The 18,694-nt window shown below is 67.3% G+C and carries 18 protein-coding genes; 11 read left to right on the top strand and 7 right to left on the bottom strand.

Annotated elements, in window-relative coordinates; translation table 11 throughout:
- Positions 1 to 18 precede the first annotated feature (18 nt).
- The 3 genes from EGD98_RS02775 (at position 19) to EGD98_RS02770 (ending at position 3,926) form a co-directional block, all read left to right on the top strand.
- Positions 19 to 2,460, top strand: a complete 2,442-nt coding sequence (locus EGD98_RS02775) for an ATP-dependent DNA helicase (protein ID WP_220586828.1) — start codon at positions 19 to 21, stop codon at positions 2,458 to 2,460.
- Positions 2,461 to 2,550: 90 nt separating this feature from the next.
- Positions 2,551 to 2,712, top strand: a complete 162-nt coding sequence (locus EGD98_RS21225; RefSeq protein ID WP_262176004.1) for a DUF7563 family protein — start codon at positions 2,551 to 2,553, stop codon at positions 2,710 to 2,712.
- Positions 2,713 to 2,816: 104 nt separating this feature from the next.
- On the top strand, positions 2,817 to 3,926 hold the full coding sequence (locus EGD98_RS02770; RefSeq protein ID WP_220586827.1) for an ArsA family ATPase: 1,110 nt from the start codon (positions 2,817 to 2,819) through the stop codon (positions 3,924 to 3,926).
- A 120-nt stretch (positions 3,927 to 4,046) separates the two neighbouring features.
- Here the strand turns inward: EGD98_RS02770 and EGD98_RS02765 are convergent, their stop codons facing one another.
- From EGD98_RS02765 to EGD98_RS02755, 3 genes are read right to left on the bottom strand one after another with little or no spacing between them, the layout of a single operon-like run.
- Positions 4,047 to 4,871 carry an SDR family oxidoreductase gene (locus tag EGD98_RS02765; protein ID WP_220586826.1) on the bottom strand — a complete coding sequence of 275 codons (825 nt, stop codon included), beginning with the start codon at positions 4,869 to 4,871 and terminating at the stop codon, positions 4,047 to 4,049.
- Positions 4,872 to 4,931: 60 nt separating this feature from the next.
- Positions 4,932 to 5,753 carry an endonuclease V gene (locus EGD98_RS02760; protein WP_220586825.1) on the bottom strand — a complete coding sequence of 274 codons (822 nt, stop codon included), beginning with the start codon at positions 5,751 to 5,753 and terminating at the stop codon, positions 4,932 to 4,934.
- Positions 5,753 to 6,688: a rhomboid family intramembrane serine protease gene (locus EGD98_RS02755; protein WP_220586824.1), complete on the bottom strand. Its 936-nt coding sequence runs from the start codon at positions 6,686 to 6,688 to the stop codon at positions 5,753 to 5,755. The genes EGD98_RS02760 and EGD98_RS02755 overlap by 1 nt, the downstream gene beginning before the upstream one ends.
- A gap of 267 nt (positions 6,689 to 6,955) precedes the next feature.
- On the opposite strand from EGD98_RS02755, the gene EGD98_RS02750 reads away from it, so the two are divergent.
- From EGD98_RS02750 to EGD98_RS02720, 7 genes are read left to right on the top strand one after another with little or no spacing between them, the layout of a single operon-like run.
- Entirely contained in the window at positions 6,956 to 7,363 is a 408-nt protein-coding gene (locus tag EGD98_RS02750) for a response regulator transcription factor (protein ID WP_220586823.1), read from the top strand.
- Positions 7,360 to 8,532: a HEAT repeat domain-containing protein gene (locus EGD98_RS02745; RefSeq protein ID WP_220586822.1), complete on the top strand. Its 1,173-nt coding sequence runs from the start codon at positions 7,360 to 7,362 to the stop codon at positions 8,530 to 8,532. Before EGD98_RS02750 ends, EGD98_RS02745 begins: the two co-directional genes overlap by 4 nt.
- The gene (locus EGD98_RS02740; RefSeq protein ID WP_220586821.1) at positions 8,529 to 10,028 is read left to right on the top strand and encodes a glycosyltransferase family 2 protein; all 1,500 of its coding nucleotides are present in this window, start codon (positions 8,529 to 8,531) and stop codon (positions 10,026 to 10,028) included. The genes EGD98_RS02745 and EGD98_RS02740 overlap by 4 nt, the downstream gene beginning before the upstream one ends.
- Before the next feature lie 4 nt (positions 10,029 to 10,032).
- Positions 10,033 to 10,488, top strand: coding sequence for a DUF5788 family protein (locus EGD98_RS02735; RefSeq protein WP_220586820.1), 456 nt, complete (start codon positions 10,033 to 10,035; stop codon positions 10,486 to 10,488).
- Complete coding sequence (gene polX / locus EGD98_RS02730; protein WP_220586819.1) at positions 10,485 to 12,227, top strand: DNA polymerase/3'-5' exonuclease PolX; 1,743 nt, start codon at positions 10,485 to 10,487, stop codon at positions 12,225 to 12,227. The genes EGD98_RS02735 and polX overlap by 4 nt, the downstream gene beginning before the upstream one ends.
- On the top strand, positions 12,220 to 12,675 hold the full coding sequence (locus EGD98_RS02725; protein WP_220586818.1) for a Mut7-C RNAse domain-containing protein: 456 nt from the start codon (positions 12,220 to 12,222) through the stop codon (positions 12,673 to 12,675). The genes polX and EGD98_RS02725 overlap by 8 nt, the downstream gene beginning before the upstream one ends.
- Before the next feature lie 51 nt (positions 12,676 to 12,726).
- Positions 12,727 to 12,972 (top strand): hypothetical protein, encoded by a 246-nt coding sequence (locus tag EGD98_RS02720; RefSeq protein ID WP_220586817.1) that lies wholly within the window; start codon positions 12,727 to 12,729, stop codon positions 12,970 to 12,972.
- A 524-nt stretch (positions 12,973 to 13,496) separates the two neighbouring features.
- Here the strand turns inward: EGD98_RS02720 and EGD98_RS02715 are convergent.
- The 3 genes from EGD98_RS02715 to EGD98_RS02705 are packed head-to-tail and all read right to left on the bottom strand — an operon-like array spanning position 13,497 to position 16,892.
- Positions 13,497 to 14,630 carry an ABC transporter permease gene (locus EGD98_RS02715; RefSeq protein WP_220586816.1) on the bottom strand — a complete coding sequence of 378 codons (1,134 nt, stop codon included), beginning with the start codon at positions 14,628 to 14,630 and terminating at the stop codon, positions 13,497 to 13,499.
- Entirely contained in the window at positions 14,623 to 15,318 is a 696-nt protein-coding gene (locus tag EGD98_RS02710) for an ABC transporter ATP-binding protein (protein WP_220586815.1), read from the bottom strand. Before EGD98_RS02710 ends, EGD98_RS02715 begins: the two co-directional genes overlap by 8 nt.
- Positions 15,315 to 16,892 carry a CARDB domain-containing protein gene (locus EGD98_RS02705; protein ID WP_220586814.1) on the bottom strand — a complete coding sequence of 526 codons (1,578 nt, stop codon included), beginning with the start codon at positions 16,890 to 16,892 and terminating at the stop codon, positions 15,315 to 15,317. The genes EGD98_RS02710 and EGD98_RS02705 overlap by 4 nt, the downstream gene beginning before the upstream one ends.
- A gap of 88 nt (positions 16,893 to 16,980) precedes the next feature.
- Here EGD98_RS02705 and EGD98_RS02700 point away from each other — a divergent pair, with 88 nt between their 5' ends.
- Entirely contained in the window at positions 16,981 to 17,460 is a 480-nt protein-coding gene (locus EGD98_RS02700) for a DUF5797 family protein (RefSeq protein ID WP_220586813.1), read from the top strand.
- Here the strand turns inward: EGD98_RS02700 and EGD98_RS02695 are convergent.
- The gene (locus EGD98_RS02695; RefSeq protein ID WP_425433340.1) at positions 17,434 to 18,489 is read right to left on the bottom strand and encodes a DUF5787 family protein; all 1,056 of its coding nucleotides are present in this window, start codon (positions 18,487 to 18,489) and stop codon (positions 17,434 to 17,436) included. The genes EGD98_RS02700 and EGD98_RS02695 overlap by 27 nt on opposite strands.
- Positions 18,490 to 18,694: the final 205 nt, after the last annotated feature.

Below are 18,694 nucleotides of genomic sequence, written 5' to 3'. Positions count from 1 at the left end.
ACGCCCAACCCCGTTCCAATGCGGGAATCGGCTCCAGAGAGCGAGGCGTGGCGCACGTACTTCGGGTTCGAGGAGCCATACGGTAACCAGGCCGACGCCATCGAACGGGTCATCGAGACCGGGAAGTCCCGTGGCTTTCTCGCGATGGAAGGCCCCTGTGGCACCGGGAAGACGATGGCCGCCCTGACCGCCGGCGCCCACCTCGTCCGGGACACCGACCTCTACGACCGTATCGTCGTCGTCACCCCGGTCAAACAGCAGCTCCAGCAGTTCGTCGACGACCTGCGGACGCTAAACGCCGGCATCGAAGAGCCCTTCGATGGCATCTCGCTCGTCGGCAAGCGGGACCTCTGTCCCTACGGGCGCGAAGGGAAGTTCCCCGACGACGCGAGCACCCACGACCGCTGTGAGGACCTGCGGGAAGCCACGGCGAGACTCGTCGAGGACGACGGGCGCGGGGACGGGGCGGCCGTCGCGGACACGGCCATCGAGAACGAGGTCGACGAGGACGAGCAGTGGTGGGACCCACAGCTTGGCAGCAAGCTCGCCGCGGCGGCTCGTCCCGATGCCGCCTCCCAGACGACGCTGGGCGAGGACACGCTCGCCACCGCGGGCGCGGCCTCACCGTACCGGCCGAGCCAGCCCACCGCTCCCGAGTCGATGGCCGAGGGCGACGAACCGCTCTATTGCCCGTTCGAGGCCGACTGGTACGCCCGGAACAAGGGGTCGCCCGTGGACTTCTCGGCAGGCCCGAACAACGTCGTCACCATCGACGACTACCTGCCGGCGGCCGTCGAACGGGGGACCTGCCCCCACCGGGTGATGAGCGTCATGCTGGAGGAAGCCGACGTGGTCGTCGGCAACTACAACCACCTCTTCGACCCGAACTCCCGGCCGCTGCTGTCGGCGATTCTCGACGACCAGACGTTCGTCGTCGTCGACGAGGCCCACCGCCTGGAGGAGCGGGTCCGTGACCTGCTGTCGGACCGGCTGGGCAAACAGACGATTACCCAGGCACGCAACGACTGTGACCTGCTGGTCCAGCGCGCCCAGCAGACCGCCGACCACAAGGAACAGGTCCGGGAGGTACTCTCCGCGCGGGAAGTCCCCCTCGAAGCCGTGGACCGCGCCCGGAAGTTCTACGCCGACCTCGAACGCTGGGTCGACGACCGCGTCGAATCGTTCCTGGATAGCGAACACGAGGGGTGGCGCGCGGACCCCTCGATGCTCCCCGAACACGACCGAGAGATACCCCTGCGGGACCCCGACAGCGTCGAACGAGACGAACTCACGGAGTGGGCCGAGCAGAAGGGGTACGACGGCGGGCTGTGGCGCTCGCTCGGACAGATAGGCGCCGCCGTCGAGGACGCCATCGACCAGCTCGGATTGACCCGCCAGCCCGTCTGTGCCGCCGTCGGCGCTATCTGTGGCCACTGGTGGGAACGGGACCACTCGACGTTCCTCCGGGAAATCGAACTGGAACACTCGCCCGACCAGCGTCGGGCCACCGACGCCGACTACGAGGCCGTCTACACGCCCGGACTGCTCTTTTACAACTGCATGCCCGCGCTGGCCTTGCGTGACGTCTTCGACGAACTCGGCGGGGGCTGCGTGATGAGCGCGACGCTCGAACCGCTAGACGTGTTCACGAAGGTCGCCGGGCTCGACGGACTGGCCGAGCAGGCCGTCGACGACGAAGACGACGACTCGCCGACCAGACCTGTGCGCTCGGTGACCTACGACCTCCCGTTCCCGCCGGAGAATCGAGCGTCGTATCTCGTCGACGCGCGCCCTTTCACGGCGCGCAACCGCGGGAACCCCGGCGATATGAAACCGCTGGGCGAGAACTGGAACCCCACGCGTGACGAGTACGCCCAGGCGCTCCGGGCGCTTGCCCGCTCACCCGGGAACGTCATGATAGCCATGCCGAACTACCGGGAGGCTCGCTGGGCCGGCGCCTACCTGCAGGACGCCGTCGAGAAGCCGGTCCTGGTCGACGAGTCCTCCAGCAACGAGGAGACCGACCGGACCAAACAGTCCTTCTTCGCGGGCGAGGGCAAGGTGCTTGTCACGTCGACGCGCGGGACACTCACCGAGGGCGTCGACTACGACGGCGCGAAACTGTCGACCTGCGCCGTCGTCGGCGTCCCGCTCGTCAACATCGGCTCGCCCCGAATTCGGGCGGTCCAGCGGGCCTACGGCGACACGTTCGGCGAGGACAACGCCTTCGAGTACGCCCTGACGGTCCCCGCGGTGCGGCGGGCGCGCCAGGCCATCGGTCGGGTCATCCGCGGGGCCGACGAGGTGGGCGTCCGGGCGTTCGTCGGCCGGCGCTACACCCCCGACGGCCGCCACTCCGTCTACGACTTTCTCCCCGAGGGCGAACGCGAGGAGTTCACGCGAATGACACCCGACTTTCTCGCCCCGCAGCTGGAGTCGTTCTGGCGAAACCACGGTTAACGGGCAGTTGGTCGGCTAAGCGCGGTTTGTAACTCCCCTCGTTGGCCGTAAACAAAAAGCATTTACATCATTATTAGAGTGTTACAAGGGATGCCCGAGTGTCAGAACTGCGGCGAATTCGTAACTGAGCAGTACGTGCGGGTGTTTACACCGGAAGCCTCCGAAGCACACGGACCGAGAGTCTGCCCGAACTGCGAGGACAAACTCCGTGACGGCGCCGAGGTCCGCGAAGCGCGTTCCTCGAGACAGTAGGGTTCGCCTGCGCCACTGGGCGCGTGGAACCTCGCGCGACAGCGATGGGTCACTGTCGCGCCCTTTTCCGGGAACTACTCAAGGCCGGAAGCGTAGCCTGGGGTATGAGCAATCTGGACGTCGAGACAGTCGACGAGATCGACGCACCGACCGGTGTCGACGCACCCGAATACGTGCTGTACGGTGGGAAAGGCGGCGTCGGGAAGACTACGTGTGCCGCAGCCACCGCGCTGGCGTCGGCACGGGACGACACGGCGACGCTGGTCGTCTCGACGGACCCCGCCCACTCGCTTTCTGACACGCTGGAGACCGATATCCCCGCCGAGCCGACACGCATCCGAGAAGATATCCCGCTTTACGCCGCCGAAATCGACCCCGAGGCCGCGATGGGCGAGGGGCCCCTTGGAATGGAAGACAACGCCCTGGGCGGTCTCGGTGGGATGCTCGGCGGTGGGGGTCCCATGGGAGGCGACGCTTCCGGTCCGATGGGCGGCGACGCTTCCGGTCCGATGAACGGAGAGAGCGACAATCCCATCGGCGGCGAAGACGGGCTGCTGGGCGGTTCGATGCCTGGCGCGGACGAAGCGGCAGCGATGCGGCTCCTGCTGGACTACACCGACGACGACCGGTTCGACCGCGTCGTCATCGACACCGCGCCGACCGGTCACACCCTCCGGCTGCTGGAACTACCCGAGACGATGGACTCGATGGTCGGGACGATTCTGAAGCTCCGCGAGCGCTTCTCCGGGATGATGGACTCGATGAAAGGCATGTTCGGCGGCGGCGACGACGTCGATACGGAGTCCGGCATCCAGGACCTGGAGGAACTCTCCGAGCGCATCGAGCGCCTGCGGGCCATCCTGCGGGACCCCACCCGCACCGACTTCCGAATCGTGATGGTGCCCGAGACCCTGTCGGTGATGGAATCGGAGCGCCTGCTCGCCCAGCTCACCGACTTCGAGATTCCCGTCAGCACTATCGTCGTCAACCGGGTGATGCAAGAGCCCAGCGAAGTGCTGGGTCGCGAGGTCGACATCCCCGGACCCAACGTCGACCACTGTGAGTTCTGTGCCCGTCGGTGGGAGGTCCAGCAGGACGCAATAGCGGCGGCCCAGGACCTCTTCCGAGGCCACGAAGTCAAACGGGTGCCCCTCTTCGCCGACGAGGTCCACGGCGAACGCCTGCTCTCGGTGGTCGCGGCCTGTCTGGACTGACAGTCCCACCCGTGGTCGCGGCCTGTCTCGACTGACAGTCCCACCCGTGGTCGCGGCCTGTCTCGACTGACAGTCCCACCCGTGGTCGCGGCCTGTCTCGACTGAAGCGGAGCGCTCCCCTTAGCTCGACAGTTTCCGAATCACGCCGAATGCGGCGTCCCGCCAGCGCCCCGGGAGGTGTCTGGCCATGAGGAGGAGTTTCGCCCCTTCGCCGACGGGGTAACGCGGGTCGGGGTCGCTCGCGTTCGCGGCGTCCCGAATCGTCAGCGCGACCGTTCCGGGGGTGACCGAGAGGGCGTCCTGAATCCCGGCCAGCCGAGAGTCCTCGCGGGCGGTGGAGAGCCAGTCGTAGGCGCCGGTGTGGTCGTTGCTCTCCTGTTCGTCCTGGGCGCGGTCGTAGAAGTTCGTCTCGACCGGGCCCGGTTCGACGAGCACCACGTCGACGTCGTACTCGCCGGCCTCGACACGGAGCGCGTCGCTCAGCCCTTCCAGTGCGAACTTCGAGGCCGCGTATCCGCCCTGGCCCGGCAGGGAGAGCTTGCCAGCGACACTGGAGACGTTGATGATTGCGCCCGACTCCCGGGCCCGCATGTGGGGCATGACTTCCCGAATCAGTCGGTGCGGGCCATAGAGGTTCACGTCGAACTGTTTTTCGAGGTCCTCCGTCGAGACGTCCTCGACGGCGCCAAAGTGGGCGTAGCCGGCGTTGTTCACCAGGCAGTCGATGCGCCCGGCCGCCTCGACGACGTCCTCGACGACGCGCTCGCACTCCCGAGCGTTGGTCACGTCGAGTTCGGCCGTCTCACAGCCGGCCTCGGCCAGCGCCGCGACGTCGTCCTCGTCGCGGGCGGTCGCCCAGACCTGCCAGTCGTCGTCCAGAAACGCCTCGGCTGTCGCGCGGCCGATGCCCGAGGAGGCACCGGTTATCAGCACCGTCTTGGCCATACGAGGGCCGTCTCACCCCGGGCAATTAAGCTTCCCCCGTTCGGCGCCGCGACGAACGCCTCACAGGTCGCCTTTCACCGAGTCGGCGTAGGCGTCGGCGAGCCGCGTCGGCTCGGGGAGTTTGTACCCCGCCGCCGTCGCCACCACGAGGTCGGCCGCGGTCGCCGCGCTGACCCGGTGGCCGGGGCTGACGACGAGCGGATTGATGTACTGACTCGACGAGTCGTACTGTCGGCTCTGGACGGCGTAGCCGATGATGGGTCCATCAGTAGCAGTCTCGACCTCGGCGTCGGCCTCGATGGCGACGCGGGCGCCCTCGGGGAGCTTTCGGTCCAGTGACTCCCGTGGTCGACCACACAGCAGGTTCTTCGCGACGCCGATAGCTGGGACATCCAGCGTGACCCCGATGTGCGTCGCCAGTCCCGCCTCGCGGTAGTGGATGCGGCCGCTGCCGTCGACGAAGACGATATCGGGCACGTGCTCCAGCGCTGAAAAGGCCGCGAGGATGGCCCCGCCCTCGCGAAAGGAGAGGAGGCCGGGGACGTACGGAATCTCCGTCGGTTCGACCGCATAGACCCGCTCTATGACCTCGCGGCCCCGCAGGACGACGATGGCCGATATCGCGCGGTCGCCGACGAAGGCCTGGTCGACGCCGGCGACGAGGGGCTGGTCGGCGCCCTCGGTCGCGGTGTCATCGGCGACACTGGCTGGTCGCTCGCCGAGCGTCTGCTGTCCGGCCGGCCCGTCCAGCGAGACGGCATCGGGGTCGAACGCGAACTCGTCCGCAAAGACCGCCGCCTCGGCGATATCACGTTGCAGGGCCTCCATCTCGGCGGTCGAGAGCGAGGGGTCCGGGACGAACTCCGGACGAACGATGTCCATCAGAACGGACCGCGACCGCCGGGCCCGCCTGGGCCACCGGGACCGCCACCGCCACGGCGGCCGCCGAACTGAATCTGGTTCGGGATACGCGTCCGGTCCTTGATGCGCTTACCGTACCAGAGCCCGATGACGAGACCGGCGAGATGGGCCGCATGACCAACGTTTCCGCCGAGAATACCCGCGCCTGGTGCCAGCACACCGGCGATACTGATAATCGCGTAGAAGCCGGTGATGGCCCAGATAGGCACCGGAAGCAGGAAGTACAGATAGACGGTGAGGTCCGGGTTCAGGACGGTGACGAAGCCGAGGATTGCCAGGGCAGCACCGCTCGCCCCGAGTGCGCCCGTGGTCCCCCCCTGAAGCATCTGGATTCCTATCTGGCCGAGGCCAGCGAGGACCCCGGAACCGATGAAAAACAGCGTGAACTTCTTCGACCCCATCTGGCGCTCGGCCAGTCGCCCGAAGAAGTAGATGACGAGGCCGTTCAGCGCGATGTGGCTGAGGCTAAAGGGCGCGTGCGAGAAGATAGACGTCACCCAGGTCCAGACGTACTCCGGGTTCTGGGGATGGATGACGAAGAGGAACTGATGAGCTCGAACCCCAAGCGTCAGCAAGACGACGTGTTGCAACACGAAGACGATGGCCATGGTGGCCAGGAACACGTAGGTCATGTTGCCGCGGAAGTACGCCAACGGCCCCCCGGGACCGGTATTGACCCCAAAGCGGTCGGCCACGCCGCCCGAACCGCCCGACGAGCCGCCGTCGACGGAGTCGTCGAACCCGCTGTCGAACACTCCCTTCGGGTCGTTCCAGTTGTCCAGCCCCGGGCAGTCGTGGGCCTCGGGCAACCGGTGCTCGGCGCAGTAGGTCCCCCCGCAGTGCCCGCACTGGTAGGGCATGTTCTCTTGCTTCCCGCAGACGTCACACTCCGACATTGGCGGTAGTTGGGGTGGGCGGTGCAAAGGGGTTGTGTTTATATCGCTCATCCTGGAACGACAGTTGACAGGGCTGTGACCAGCCCAGCGTATACCCCACCACTTTTATTACGTTATCCAGATATCTTTGTATAGCCTGAACTGCAAAGGCGGAGCGAGCTTGCTGGACCGACGTTCGGAACGGGTCAGTCGCCGCGGGATGGTCGTACGCTTGAGCGGGTGAGCATCGGTCCGACGGGGATAGAAGTTCGACCGACGGGGGAAACAATGAACGAAACACTGGCAAACGGGGAGGGGAGTAGCCCAGACGCTCCGCATATCGTCTGTGCGGACGACGACGGAGATATCCGCCAGATGCTGGAGTTCAGCCTCGAGTCGGAGGGGTACGAGGTGACGACGTGTGCCGACGGGGCGAAGTGCTGGGACTGTCTTCTGGAGATGGCGACACCCGACCTCATCGTCCTCGACGTGATGATGCCCGGCCACGGCGGGTTCGAACTACTGGGGAAGATCCGTGAGAGCGAACGACTCGCCGACGTCCCGGTCATCATACTCACGTCACGAACCCGAGAGGAAGACGTCGTCACCGGCTTCGATTCGGGCGCGAACCACTACGTCGAGAAGCCGTTCAGCCCGCGAGGGCTCGCCGCTCGTATCCGCACGGTACTGGAATGACTGCCAGCAGTGTGGTCGCCGGGCTACTCGCACAGGCCGGAACCCAGCCGGGACCGCGGCGTATCGACCTGCTGCTCAGCCGACTGGACGAACCGCTTATCTTCGCGCTGGTACTCGGTATCCTGCTTGGCCTGTTTCTGCTGGCGATAGAAGTTGTCACCCTGGTTTACGTCTGGATCCGCTCGCGCAATGACCGCCATCGAGAACGGCACCGACCAGCGGTCAGGGACGGACTCTTCGAGCGCCTGGCAGCGGACGACCCGGACTGGACCGGTTGGATAGCGAGCCTCGACGAGACCGAACGGGAGCTCCTGCGGGACGAAGTCGATAGCTTCCTCCGGAAACTCGACGGGACGGAGCGCCGCCATCTCCGGGACGCCGGCCGTGCGCTGGGGATACCGTCAGAGGCGATGGCCGCGGTTCGAGACGGAACGAGACACGAGCGGTTGCTGGGGCTGAAGTGGCTGACAGTGCTGGACCAGCCCGTCGAGACGACGTTCGTCCGTGCCCACTGCCAGCGCGACCCGACGGTCCGTGCGGCGGCCGCTCGCCTCCTGTACGAGACCGACCACGCTGACGCGCCACGAGTCGGGACCGAACTGCTGCTTTCGAGGCCGGACCGTCCGATGACCAGTTTCGGCGTCGACACGCTGTATCGTCTCCACGAGGGGGACCCGACGGCGCTGTTCGAGTACGCCGCCGACCACGTCGACGAGTGGTCGACGACGGTGACCCTGCAAGTGCTGCTGGTACTCCGGGAGTTCGCCATGCTTCCAGCGGACGCGCCGACTGCGTGGCTCCTGGCGCTGTTCGACCACGAATCACCGGACGTCCGAGCGGCCACCGCTCGGGCGTTCGTCCACTACGGCTGGCGCGAGGACATCCGTGAGCAGGTGCCCCGGGCGGAACTGATAGCCGACGCTGCACCGACCGTGCGCCGGGCCGTCTGTGAGATGCTGGGCTCCTGGAGCGACGAGGCCGGCATCTGGGAACTCAAGTCGATGGCGGTCAGTGACCCGAGCTCGCGCGTCCGTGTCGCGGCGATGCGGGAACTCACCGACCGTCAGGCTTTGGGGCCGACGGACCCGCGGCTGCCCGACGCCGAGATAGATACGGCGCTGCAGTGGGTGCTGGCCGACCGTAAAATAGCGGACGGGCGCAAGCCATGACATCGGTCGCTTCGGTCGTCGACGCCATCAACGCGTTCGGGCTCGTCGCGATAGCCTACTTCGCGCTTCTCAACGCCAACTACTTGCTCATCCACGTGCTCGCGCTGTGGGAGCTTCGCAGTCGGTCCCGCGAGGCCAGCTGGGAGCCACCGTACGACGAGCTCGGGAGCCCGTTCCTGCCCGGCATCGCGATTCTCGTCCCGGCGTACAACGAAGCCGCGACTATCGAGGAGAGCGTCCGGTCGTTTCTGACGCTCGAATACACGGAGAAGGAGATTATCGTCGTCAACGACGGCTCGACCGACGGGACGCTGGCCGAACTGCAATCGGCGTACGACCTCGTCGAGATGGACGCGGAGATTCCGTTCGACGTTCCGTCGGAGCCGATCACAGCGGTCTACCGGTCGATGACACACGAGAACCTGACTGTCGTCGACAAGGCAAACGGGGGCAAAAGCGACGCGCTCAACGCCGGCCTCTGGCTGACGGACAAGGAGCTGTTCTGTGCTGTCGACGCCGATACGATAATCGACAGGGACGCGCTGTTGAAAGTCGTCACGCCGTTTCTCGAACGCCCGGAGACCATCGTCGCCTCCGGCGGGACCGTCCGTGTCGCGAACCAGTGTACGGTCGAGCACGGGCAGATACGTGACGTCCGGATGCCCACGAACCCGGTCGTCGGCCTCCAGGTGATGGAGTATCTCCGCGCGTTCTACTCGGGCCGGCTCGGGCTGGACCGGCTGCGGAGCCTCATCATCATCTCCGGCGCCTTCGGCGTGTTCAAGACGGACCTGGCCCGCGAAATCGGGGGCTACCGGGAGGGGACAGTGACGGAGGACTTCGAGTTCGTCGTGCGGATACACAGACATCTGGTCGAGACCGGACAGGAGTACGCGGTGGAGTTCGTCCCGGAGCCGGTGGCCTGGACGCAAGTCCCGGAGACACTCTCGGTGCTGGGTCGCCAGCGCCGGCGCTGGTATCGAGGGATGGTCGAGACCCTCGTCATGCACCGCGATATGATCGGTCGGCCCAAATACGGCCGCGTCGGGCTGTACGCCCTCCCGTTTTTCCTGTTCGTCGAAACTATCGGCCGGCTCATGGAGGGACTGGGCTATCTGTTGTTGGTGCCGCTGGTGTTGCTGGGCCTCACCGAGCCCTACGTGTTCGCCATCTTCTTCCTGCTCACGAGCGTCTTCGGAGTGGGCCTCTCCTGGTTCAGTATCTACAGCGAGGTGTCGACGTATCGGCGGTACGGCTCCGTCTGGCAGACGGTCCTGCTGCTTTGGTACGGAACGGTCGAGAATATCGGGTTCCGCCAGTGGAAAGCCTACATCGCGTGGCGAGGGCTGTTCGAGTACCTCGCCGGCGTGGACTCGTGGGGGCGGATGGAGCGCAGCGGATTCGAGAGCCACGACCGAGACCCCGAGGACAGTGCCGAGGCGGGCAAGAGCGGGGACCCGAGCGAAGCGGGTAAGGACCCCGAGGTCGAACAGTAGGGTAGTGCAAGAGTTCGAGCGCAAACAACTGCTAGAGCGCATCGAACGGGAGGGTGCGACCGTCGGTGTGACAATCCCCGACGAGATCACCGTCCAGGGCGAGCGCATCGACCTGCAGTCGTTCGTCTTCGAAATCAAGCGCAGGGAGACGGTGCCACGCGGCGAGCGCGAGCGAGTCACCGAGGCGAAGAAGAACCTCCGCCGGGAGCGACTCCAGCGCAAGCAACGACTGGAAGACGGTGAGCTGAGCTACGCCGAGGGCGAGGAACTCGTCGAGGCCATCATCGGTATCGACCGGGCGCTGAACGCCCTCGAACAGCTCGGGCCGGCGAATCTCGAGGACGAGGCGAAGGCACAGGAGACGGCCGACAAGAAACGCTGGATGTCCTTCCTGCGGAAGGCGCTGGGCCACGAGGACGCCGATTCGGGGACCGGCCGGGCCAGCAGGGGGCGGCGATGAGCCGAAACGACGAAATCGCCACGCTGCTCGAGGAGTTCGCCGACCTGCTGGACGCAAAGGGGGTAGAGTACAAGCCACGGGCCTACCGCCGGGCCGCGGAGAACATCCGCGACCACCCCGGCGACATCGAGGGACTGGCCGCCGAAGGGGCCGAGGCCGTCGGCGAGATAGATGGGGTCGGCGACGCCATCTCCTCGAAGGTCGTCGAGTACTTCGAGACGGGGGAAATCGAGGAACTGGGCGAACTCCGCGAGGAACTCCCCGTCGACATGGCCGCGCTGACCGCCGTCGAGGGCGTCGGGCCCAAGACCGTCGGCTCGCTGTACGAGGAACTCGGTATCACGACGCTCGACGAACTCGAAGCCGCCGCCGAAGCGGGGGAGATACAGGATATCAAGGGCTTCGGCGCGAAGACCGAACAGAACATCCTCGACAACATCGAGTTCGCCCGCGAAGCCCACGCTCGCACGCTGCTCGGGACGGCCCACCCCTACGGCGAGCAGGCCAGGCAGTACGTCGCCGATATCGACGCCGTCGAGCGCTGTGCGCTGGGCGGGTCGCTGCGGCGCTGGCGACCCACCATCGGCGACGTGGACGTGCTGGTCGGGAGTGCCGAGGGGGAGCGCGTCGTCGACGCCTTCACCGACTGGCCAGAAGTCGAGGGCGTCATCGAGGCCGGCGAGACCAAGGCCTCGGTCCGGGCCGGCGGCCTCCGGGTCGATTTGCGGGTCGTGGTGCCCGAGGAGTTCGGCGCGGCGCTGCAGTATTTCACCGGCAGCAAGGACCACAACGTCGCGGTCCGGAACCGCGCCATCGAACGGGACCTGAAGGTCAACGAGTACGGCGTCTTCGATGTGTCCGAGGTCGGCGACGAAGAGGACCACCAGCGGGCCGGCGAGCGCGTCGCGGGCGAGACAGAGGAGGGCGTCTACGAGGCGCTGGACATGGCGTGGGTACCCCCCGAGATGCGCGAGAACCGCGGCGAAGTGGCGGCGGCCGCCGACGGCGACCTGCCGGACCTGCTGGTCGAGGCCGACGTTCGCGGCGACCTCCACACCCACAGCGAGTGGTCCGACGGGGGCAACACCGTCGCGGAGATGGTCGAGGGCGCCGCCGTGTTCGGCCACGACTACATCGCGATTACGGACCACGCCACCGGCCCGGGAATGGTCGGCGGCGTCGGCATCGACGACGAGACCCTGCGCGAGCAAGTAGCCGAAGTGGAGTCGGTCGCGAGCGAAGCCGACATCGACGTCTTCAGCGGCGTCGAGGCCAACATCGCCGCGGACGGCGAGATTTCGGTGGCCGACGACGTGCTGGCCGAGCTGGACCTGGTGGTCGCCTCGCCCCACGCCGCGCTGGACGGCGACGGCACGGACCGGCTGGTCGCGGCGGCCGAACACCCCGAGGTCGACATCATCGGCCATCCGACGGGTCGCTACCTCAACCGCCGCAGCGGGCTGGACGTCGATATCGACCGACTTGCGACGGCGGCCGCCGACGCCGGCACCGCTCTGGAGGTCAACGCCAGCCCCGCCCGGCTGGACCTGGACGGCTACGCGGTCAAGGCGGCCGTCGACGCCGGCGCGACCATCGCTATCGACACCGACGCCCACAGCCCGGGGAGCTTCGAGCAGATAACCTACGGCGTCCACACGGCCCGGCGCGGGTGGGCCGAGGCCGGAGACGTGCTCAACACCCGCTCGGCTGACGAACTGCGGGAGTTCCTCGATGGCTAAAGGGGAGCCCCTCGTGCTGGACGCGATGCTGGGGAAGCTGGCGACGTACCTGCGGATGTGTGGCTACGACACCGCTTACGCGCTGGACCGCGACGCCGAGGCCGACGAGGCCCTGCTCGCGCTGGCCGAGACCGAGGGCCGGCGGCTGGTGACCCGCGACGAGGGACTGGCCCGGCAAGTCGACGACGCCGTCCTGCTCACGAGACGGGACGTACCCGACCAGCTGCGGGAGCTGGCCGCGGCCGGGTTCGACCTGGAGCTGTCGCCCGAACCCGCCCACTGTGGCACCTGCAACGCGCCCGTCGAACGCGTCGACCGCACCGAGCCGACGCCCGAATACGCGCCCGACCCCGCAGAGACGGACATCTGGCGCTGCCGAGACTGCGGGCAACACTTCTGGAAAGGGAGCCACTGGAACGACGTGGCCGAGACGCTCGCTGACGTGTAGCCCGGTGAAGATTACCCAGATATTTATTTCGCCGCCGAGAGAGGAGATTGTATGTCAGTCCTATCCACCGAAGACGAGGGGAAGTACCTCATGGACATCGAAGCCGAGCAGATCGGCATCGTCACCGAAGTGGACACCGACGCACAGGTCGCCTACGTCGAACCCGACCCGGACATCGGCGAGGCCATCATCCAGGGCTTTGGCTTCGGTGACGCCGACGACGACGACATCGAGGTCCCCGCCGAGTCCGTCGAGACGGTTACCGACACGGAACTTCGAGTCGCGAAAGACCTCTAGGACGGCGGTTTGCTGGTAGCTGTCGTTCGTCCGCACAGACAGCCACAGCGTTGGGGCAGACCAATCAGAAACCCCCGACGACTCGGCGTCGTCGGCGCTCCGCGCCGACTGCCCGAGGGATTCTCGCAGCCGACGGACTGCTGGGGTCGGCGATACTGCTCACTAACCTTTCGTTCGACAGGATGATAGGTGTGACAAAACACAGCTGTCGATATGGGTATAACGTGGAAAACACTCCACGGAACGAGGGGGCGGATTGTCGGCACGATATTCGGACTGATTGCTCTGTTCTTTGGACTGTACGCGGTACTGGTTCCGAATGGCGTATTTCCTTCGCTTGGAGGGGTGCTACTCGCTGTCGTGGGACTCTACGAACTCGGGAAGATAGCACTCCAGTCGGACTACTCGATCGACATTACGCAAGGGTAAGCGTCCAGAGGGCCCAAAATCTCTCCTCTGCTACTCACTGTTTCTCGGCACGGGTTTCAGCACGGCCCAACAGCCATGACAGCGAAGTCTGACACTCACCCCCGAAGCGCTTCGACGGGCGGCTCCCAGGCGGCGCGATAGGCGGGATACAGCCCCCCGACGAGTGCGATGAGGACGCCGAATGCGAAGGCACCGAGGGGAACGAAGACGTTGCCGGGCTGGAGGACGGCCCACAGCGGCAGTTCGGTCTGTGTCGCCACCACGACGACGGTCGCGGTCCCCAGCAAGGCGCCCACGGCCCCGCCGACCACTCCCAGCAGCGTCGCCTCGACGAGCAGCGTCCTGAGGACCTGCTTGCGGTGGATGCCGACGGCGCGAAGCACCCCAATCTCACCGCGGCGCTCGGCGACGGTCATCAGCATCACGTTGAAGATGCTGACGCCGGCGACGACCAGCGAGATACCGGCGATAGCCAGCAAGAAGCCGTTCAGCAGGTTGAAAAATTCCGAGATGCGGTCGAGCACGCTCGTCAGCGAGAAGACGCTGACCCGCTGCTGGCGGCTGTTGAGCTGGTCGCGGACCCCACCCGCGACCGCGCGAGCGTCTTCGGGGGAGTTCGCGCGGACGACCACCTGCGAGACGCCGTCGCTGGCGAACTCACTGGGCGGGAGCACGACCGCGGAGTCGGGCTGGAGCGGCGAGATGCCCTCGACCGGGGGGAGGACGCCGACGACGCGGTACTCGTTTTGCTCGACGGTGATAGTACTGCCCGGTCGGAGGTTCAGGTCGTCGGCGAGGCCCGACCCGACGAGCGCGCCCTGGCGGTGGGACGAGGGGACGGCGCCGCTGCCGTTGCCAAAGAGAGCCTGTGGGTTCTCGGTGCCGTATATCTGGGCGAACGACTGCCCCCCGGTCCCCCGGACCGTCCCGCCGGTCGACTGCAGCGGGACGACGGTGCCCCGGCCGTCGGCGGCCCGCCGGACCGCCGCCACGTCGCGGCTATCCAGCGTCTCGCGCCCGCTCTCCTCGGCCGGGCTGACGATGACCTGGTCGCCCAGCCCGCCCAGTTCCTCCTGTGCGGCCACCGAGAGGGCGTTGCCCAGCAGGCCAAGCGTCACGACGGCGAAGACGCCGATGACGATGCCAAGCGCCGCCAGGGCCGCCCGGAGCCGCTGGCGCGAGAGGTTCCGGGTCGCGAGCGAGAGCGCGGGGAACCGCCGGTCAGACATCGCGCAACACCCCGTCGACGAGTTCTACGGTCCGATCGGCGTAGTCGGTGACGAGGTCGTCGTGGGTGACGGCGACGACGCCGACGCCGGCCTCGTCGGTGATGCGGCGAATCTCCTCTAAGATAGCGGTGCCGGTGTCCCGGTCGAGATTGCCCGTCGGCTCGTCGGCCAGCAACACGTCGGGCTCGTTGACCAGCGCCCGCGCGATGGCGACGCGCTGTTTCTGGCCGCCCGAGAGCTCGTCGGGCGTGTGGTCGAGCCGGTCGCCCAGGCCGACGAGTTCGAGCAGCTCCCGGGCCCGCTCGGTGGCGTCACCGGGGAGGAAGGCCGTCGGGAGCCGGACGTTCTCGACGGCCGACAGCGTCGGCAGGAGGTGAAAGTCCTGGAAGACAAAGCCCAGGGACTCCCGCCGGGCGTCGGTCCGTTCGGCCTCGGAGAGTCCCGCGGTCGTTTCGCCCCGCAGCTCGACGCTACCCTCGGTCGGTTCGTCCAGCAGGCCCAGCAAATTCAGCATCGTGGACTTGCCGCTCCCGCTGGGGCCGACGACGGCGACGACCTCGCCGCTCGCGACGGCGAAATCGACGTGAGACAGCGCGGTGACCGCCCCACCGCCACCGCTCTCGTAGCGTTTGGTCACGTCGACCAGCGCGAGCGGCGGGGCCGTTCGCTGGAGCGGTTCGAAGCTCATCGGTAGCGGGTGACGTAGACGGTTGCGCCGGCAGCAGCGGCCAGCCCGAGGAGTATCGCGAGTGCCATCCCGGGCGAGACCGGGCCACCGCCCGGGCCGCTCTGGGCCGGTGGCAACGGGACGGTCGCGTTCCGGGTGACCTGCTCTCCGTCGACGGCGTAGGTCACCTGGATAGGTACCTGGGTCGCGTTTTCCACGTCGGCCTGGGCGGTCAACTCGAAGGGAGCGAAGGAACTGGCGTCGACGGTGCCGACGAAGTAGTCCCGCTGTGGATAGGCCGGCTGGAGGCCCTCGGCGGGCTGGACGGCGACGACGGCACTGGTCACCTCGCCGTCACCGACGTTGGCGAGGTTCCCGTCGACGGTGACGCGGCCGCCCTCGGTGACGCTCACGTCGAGGCCGGTGAGCCTCGCCTTGCCGCGCTGGGCGCGGTAGCCGTAGCGCAGGGCGGTCTCCGACCGACCCTCGGGCGACTCGTAGCTCGCGACGAAGCGGACGCCGTCGGTCGACTGGACGCGAGAGAGGTCGACAGTGACCGTCGTCTCATCGCCGGGGGAGAGCGTGTCCGCGAGCGCGAACCGACCGACGGAACTCAGCCGGGCCCCGTCGCTATCCTCGGCGGTGAGCACGACCTCGTCGACGGGTGTGTTGCCGAAGTTCGTCACCGTCACGTCGACGCGGTCACCGCTCGACCCGTCCTCCGACTCGGACTGGGACTGGAGCGCACTCGAACCGCCCCCGCCCAGCAGCCCCGTGAGGTCCCCGGCGGCCTGCTGGGTGTCGTCGTTCTGTGGTCGCTGGACGCGGATACCCACGTCGGTGCTGAGCGACTCGACTGTCACCGGGGCCGAGGTGACCGACTCCCGTTCGACCCCGTTGGGCGTGATGTACCGCGTCCGAACCTCGACCGTCCCGTCACCGGTGTCAGGGACGACGGCGGTGAGGTTCACGGTCTCGGACGCCCCCGCAGCGAGCGTCGGTACCGTTTGTCGACTCTCACCGCCGGCCACGGTCACCTCGACCCCGCGAAGCGGTGCCGTGGTCGGGTTCGAGACGGTCGCCTGCACGGTCGACTCCGCGCCGGCGACGACCTGGTCGGTCTCGACTTCGACCTGTGGGGCCCCGGGCTCGACGCCGACGGTCAGGGGCCGGGTCGCCTCGGTTCGGTCCCCGTCGCTGTCGGTCCCGACGGCGACCAGCTGGAGGTCCCGTGACCCGGACTCGTTGACGGTGAACGTGACGGGAACGTCGAGCGTCTCACCGGGTGAGAGACGGCCGAGGTCGGTGGCCGTCCCCAGCACCGCGTCACCGTCACTCGGGTCGACGACCCTGACTTCGTCGACAGTCATCGACGTGTCGCTCCCGGCCGAGAGCCGGAGCGTCGTCTCGGCGGTGATGGGCGCGCCGGCGGTCGGCGTCGCCGGCGTGACCGTGGTGTCGGTCAGCGTGACCCGGGCGTCGGCAGCGGCGGCCGAACCGACCGCCGCCGTCCCGAAGGCGGCGGCCGAGACGACGAGCAACAGCGAGAGGGCGACCGCGCGGAGTGCGCGAGGGCTGGCGGGGAGTGAGCGCATACCTAGTCGACCGAAGGGCTGAACGGTCAAGTATCTTCCCTGGCCGACTCCAGAACCCTTGTTACACCGGTGCGACTAGGGGGAAGCGATGACCCTCTCGGAGGAGGCAACGGAGCGGCTCGCCGACATCGTCGAAAACCAGCCGACGAAGAACGGCGAGCTACAGGAACTGTGGGGCATGGACAGCGGGAGCGAGGTCCACCAGTACCTCGAATCGGAGCTCAAGGAGTACTACTACCGCAACGAGAACAGCCTCATCTGCGCCACGCCGGAGGCGACGGCGCTCATCGACGGCGAGGACTCCGAGCGCGTCCAGACGATGACTGTCTCACCGCTGCAGGGGACTGTCGTCGAGGTGCTGGCCGGGCCCGACGAGGAGCCCCAGAGCGTCGTCGCGACGCTCCAGGCGGTGCGGGCGGCCGGCGAGGACCCCGAGGTCGACGACGTGCGGTCGGCGCTGCGGAGCCTCGCCGACATGGGCATCGTCGAGACGGTCCAGAAGACGGTGCCGACCTTCCGGCTGGCAGTGGCGCGTGAGGACCTAGACGTCGAGGTCCGCGACGAGTAGGTATTCGAGCCCGGGTCGGCGCTCGCGTCGCCGCCGCGCGAGCAGTCGCTTGGTGGCCGCACCGGGACCGCCCTCGATGGGCCAGCCGTTCGTCCGCCACACCGGCGGCTCGGGCTCGAAGGAGCCACAGCCGGCCCGACACTCCCGGGCGGTCGGTGTCCGTTCTTTGGCCACGCAGTACGGCGAGACGCCGGTCTCGTCGGCCCGAAGCTCGAAGTGCCGGCAGTCCGGTCGCATCGTGTCGGCGTAGCTGCGCCATCCCCGTTCGTAGGCCCGTTCGGCGATGGCGCGCCGTTTGCCGGCCTTCCAGTCGGGATCGACGTACTCGAAGCGGGCAGCGCTGTAGTCGTCGCCGGGCCGGTCGGTGATGCGGGTCCCGTGCCCGTCGACGTCGAGCGATCGGGGCTCCCAGACGGTTTCGGCGGTGCCCGCGTCGGTGTCGACCGTCAGCACGCCGGCCTCGGGCGGGAAGTCCGCGAGCAAGATAGGTTCGACACGCTCGTCCGTGGCTTCGGTCGCGACCCACACCTCGTCGGCCAGTCCCAGCGCCACGTCCCGCTCTAGTTGCCCAGCCAGGTCGCGGGCGGCGCTGGCGGTGAGGTCGGGCTTGTTCTCGATGGCGACGACGCGGCGAACCCAGTCCGGATACGGCCGCGTGCGACGAATCTCGATGCGCCGGCCGCGCTTTCTGGTGTCTAAGGCCTCCCGGTCGGCCAGTTCGTGAATCGATTCCCGGACGTAGCGCCACGGGTAGCCGGGGTCGGGGAGGGCGTCGCGATAGAACGTCCACTCGGCCGGGGCGTGTTCGAGGACGTGCAGGTGGTCCGAATCGAACGCGTCGGCGCCGAACGCGCCGCGGGCCTGGAGTCCCTCGGGGTCGCATTCGAGCACCAGCGTGTCCCAGCGGCGGTACTGGGTGCCGAGTTGACGGGCGACCACGACGACCGAGTCCGCACGCTCGGGCGTCCACTCGCGTTCGGCCCACTGACAGACGCGCAGTTCGAACGCGAACTCCGAATCGGACGACACAGGCACGGGTTCGCGGCTCGCGCTTGTGAATGTATCCGTCCCACTGTGGCGAACCTGTTGGTAGAACTATACTATTCTACAATTGAAAGAGTTCACACACCGACCACGCCGTCCTCAGAAACCTTCAGTTTCTGATGGGTGGTTCGAGAGACGCTAGCGGTGTCTCTCGTGACCGCTGTCGTGTGGTCGGGTGTGCATTGATATT

This window comes from Haloarcula salinisoli (genome assembly GCF_019599405.1).
Classification (GTDB): domain Archaea; phylum Halobacteriota; class Halobacteria; order Halobacteriales; family Haloarculaceae; genus Haloarcula; species Haloarcula salinisoli.
The sequence above is the reverse complement of the archived record's forward strand: the minus strand, read 5'-3'. Positions and strand labels throughout refer to the sequence as shown.

Coding starts and splice junctions, on each gene's coding strand:
- EGD98_RS02775 (WP_220586828.1), top strand. CDS start 19: ATGCGGGAATCGGCTCCAGAGAGCGAGGCGTGGCGCACGTACTTCGGG.
- EGD98_RS21225 (WP_262176004.1), top strand. CDS start 2,551: ATGCCCGAGTGTCAGAACTGCGGCGAATTCGTAACTGAGCAGTACGTG.
- EGD98_RS02770 (WP_220586827.1), top strand. CDS start 2,817: ATGAGCAATCTGGACGTCGAGACAGTCGACGAGATCGACGCACCGACC.
- EGD98_RS02765 (WP_220586826.1), bottom strand. CDS start 4,871: ATGGCCAAGACGGTGCTGATAACCGGTGCCTCCTCGGGCATCGGCCGC.
- EGD98_RS02760 (WP_220586825.1), bottom strand. CDS start 5,753: ATGGACATCGTTCGTCCGGAGTTCGTCCCGGACCCCTCGCTCTCGACC.
- EGD98_RS02755 (WP_220586824.1), bottom strand. CDS start 6,688: ATGTCGGAGTGTGACGTCTGCGGGAAGCAAGAGAACATGCCCTACCAG.
- EGD98_RS02750 (WP_220586823.1), top strand. CDS start 6,956: ATGAACGAAACACTGGCAAACGGGGAGGGGAGTAGCCCAGACGCTCCG.
- EGD98_RS02745 (WP_220586822.1), top strand. CDS start 7,360: ATGACTGCCAGCAGTGTGGTCGCCGGGCTACTCGCACAGGCCGGAACC.
- EGD98_RS02740 (WP_220586821.1), top strand. CDS start 8,529: ATGACATCGGTCGCTTCGGTCGTCGACGCCATCAACGCGTTCGGGCTC.
- polX (WP_220586819.1), top strand. CDS start 10,485: ATGAGCCGAAACGACGAAATCGCCACGCTGCTCGAGGAGTTCGCCGAC.
- EGD98_RS02725 (WP_220586818.1), top strand. CDS start 12,220: ATGGCTAAAGGGGAGCCCCTCGTGCTGGACGCGATGCTGGGGAAGCTG.
- EGD98_RS02720 (WP_220586817.1), top strand. CDS start 12,727: ATGTCAGTCCTATCCACCGAAGACGAGGGGAAGTACCTCATGGACATC.
- EGD98_RS02715 (WP_220586816.1), bottom strand. CDS start 14,630: ATGTCTGACCGGCGGTTCCCCGCGCTCTCGCTCGCGACCCGGAACCTC.
- EGD98_RS02710 (WP_220586815.1), bottom strand. CDS start 15,318: ATGAGCTTCGAACCGCTCCAGCGAACGGCCCCGCCGCTCGCGCTGGTC.
- EGD98_RS02705 (WP_220586814.1), bottom strand. CDS start 16,892: ATGCGCTCACTCCCCGCCAGCCCTCGCGCACTCCGCGCGGTCGCCCTC.
- EGD98_RS02700 (WP_220586813.1), top strand. CDS start 16,981: ATGACCCTCTCGGAGGAGGCAACGGAGCGGCTCGCCGACATCGTCGAA.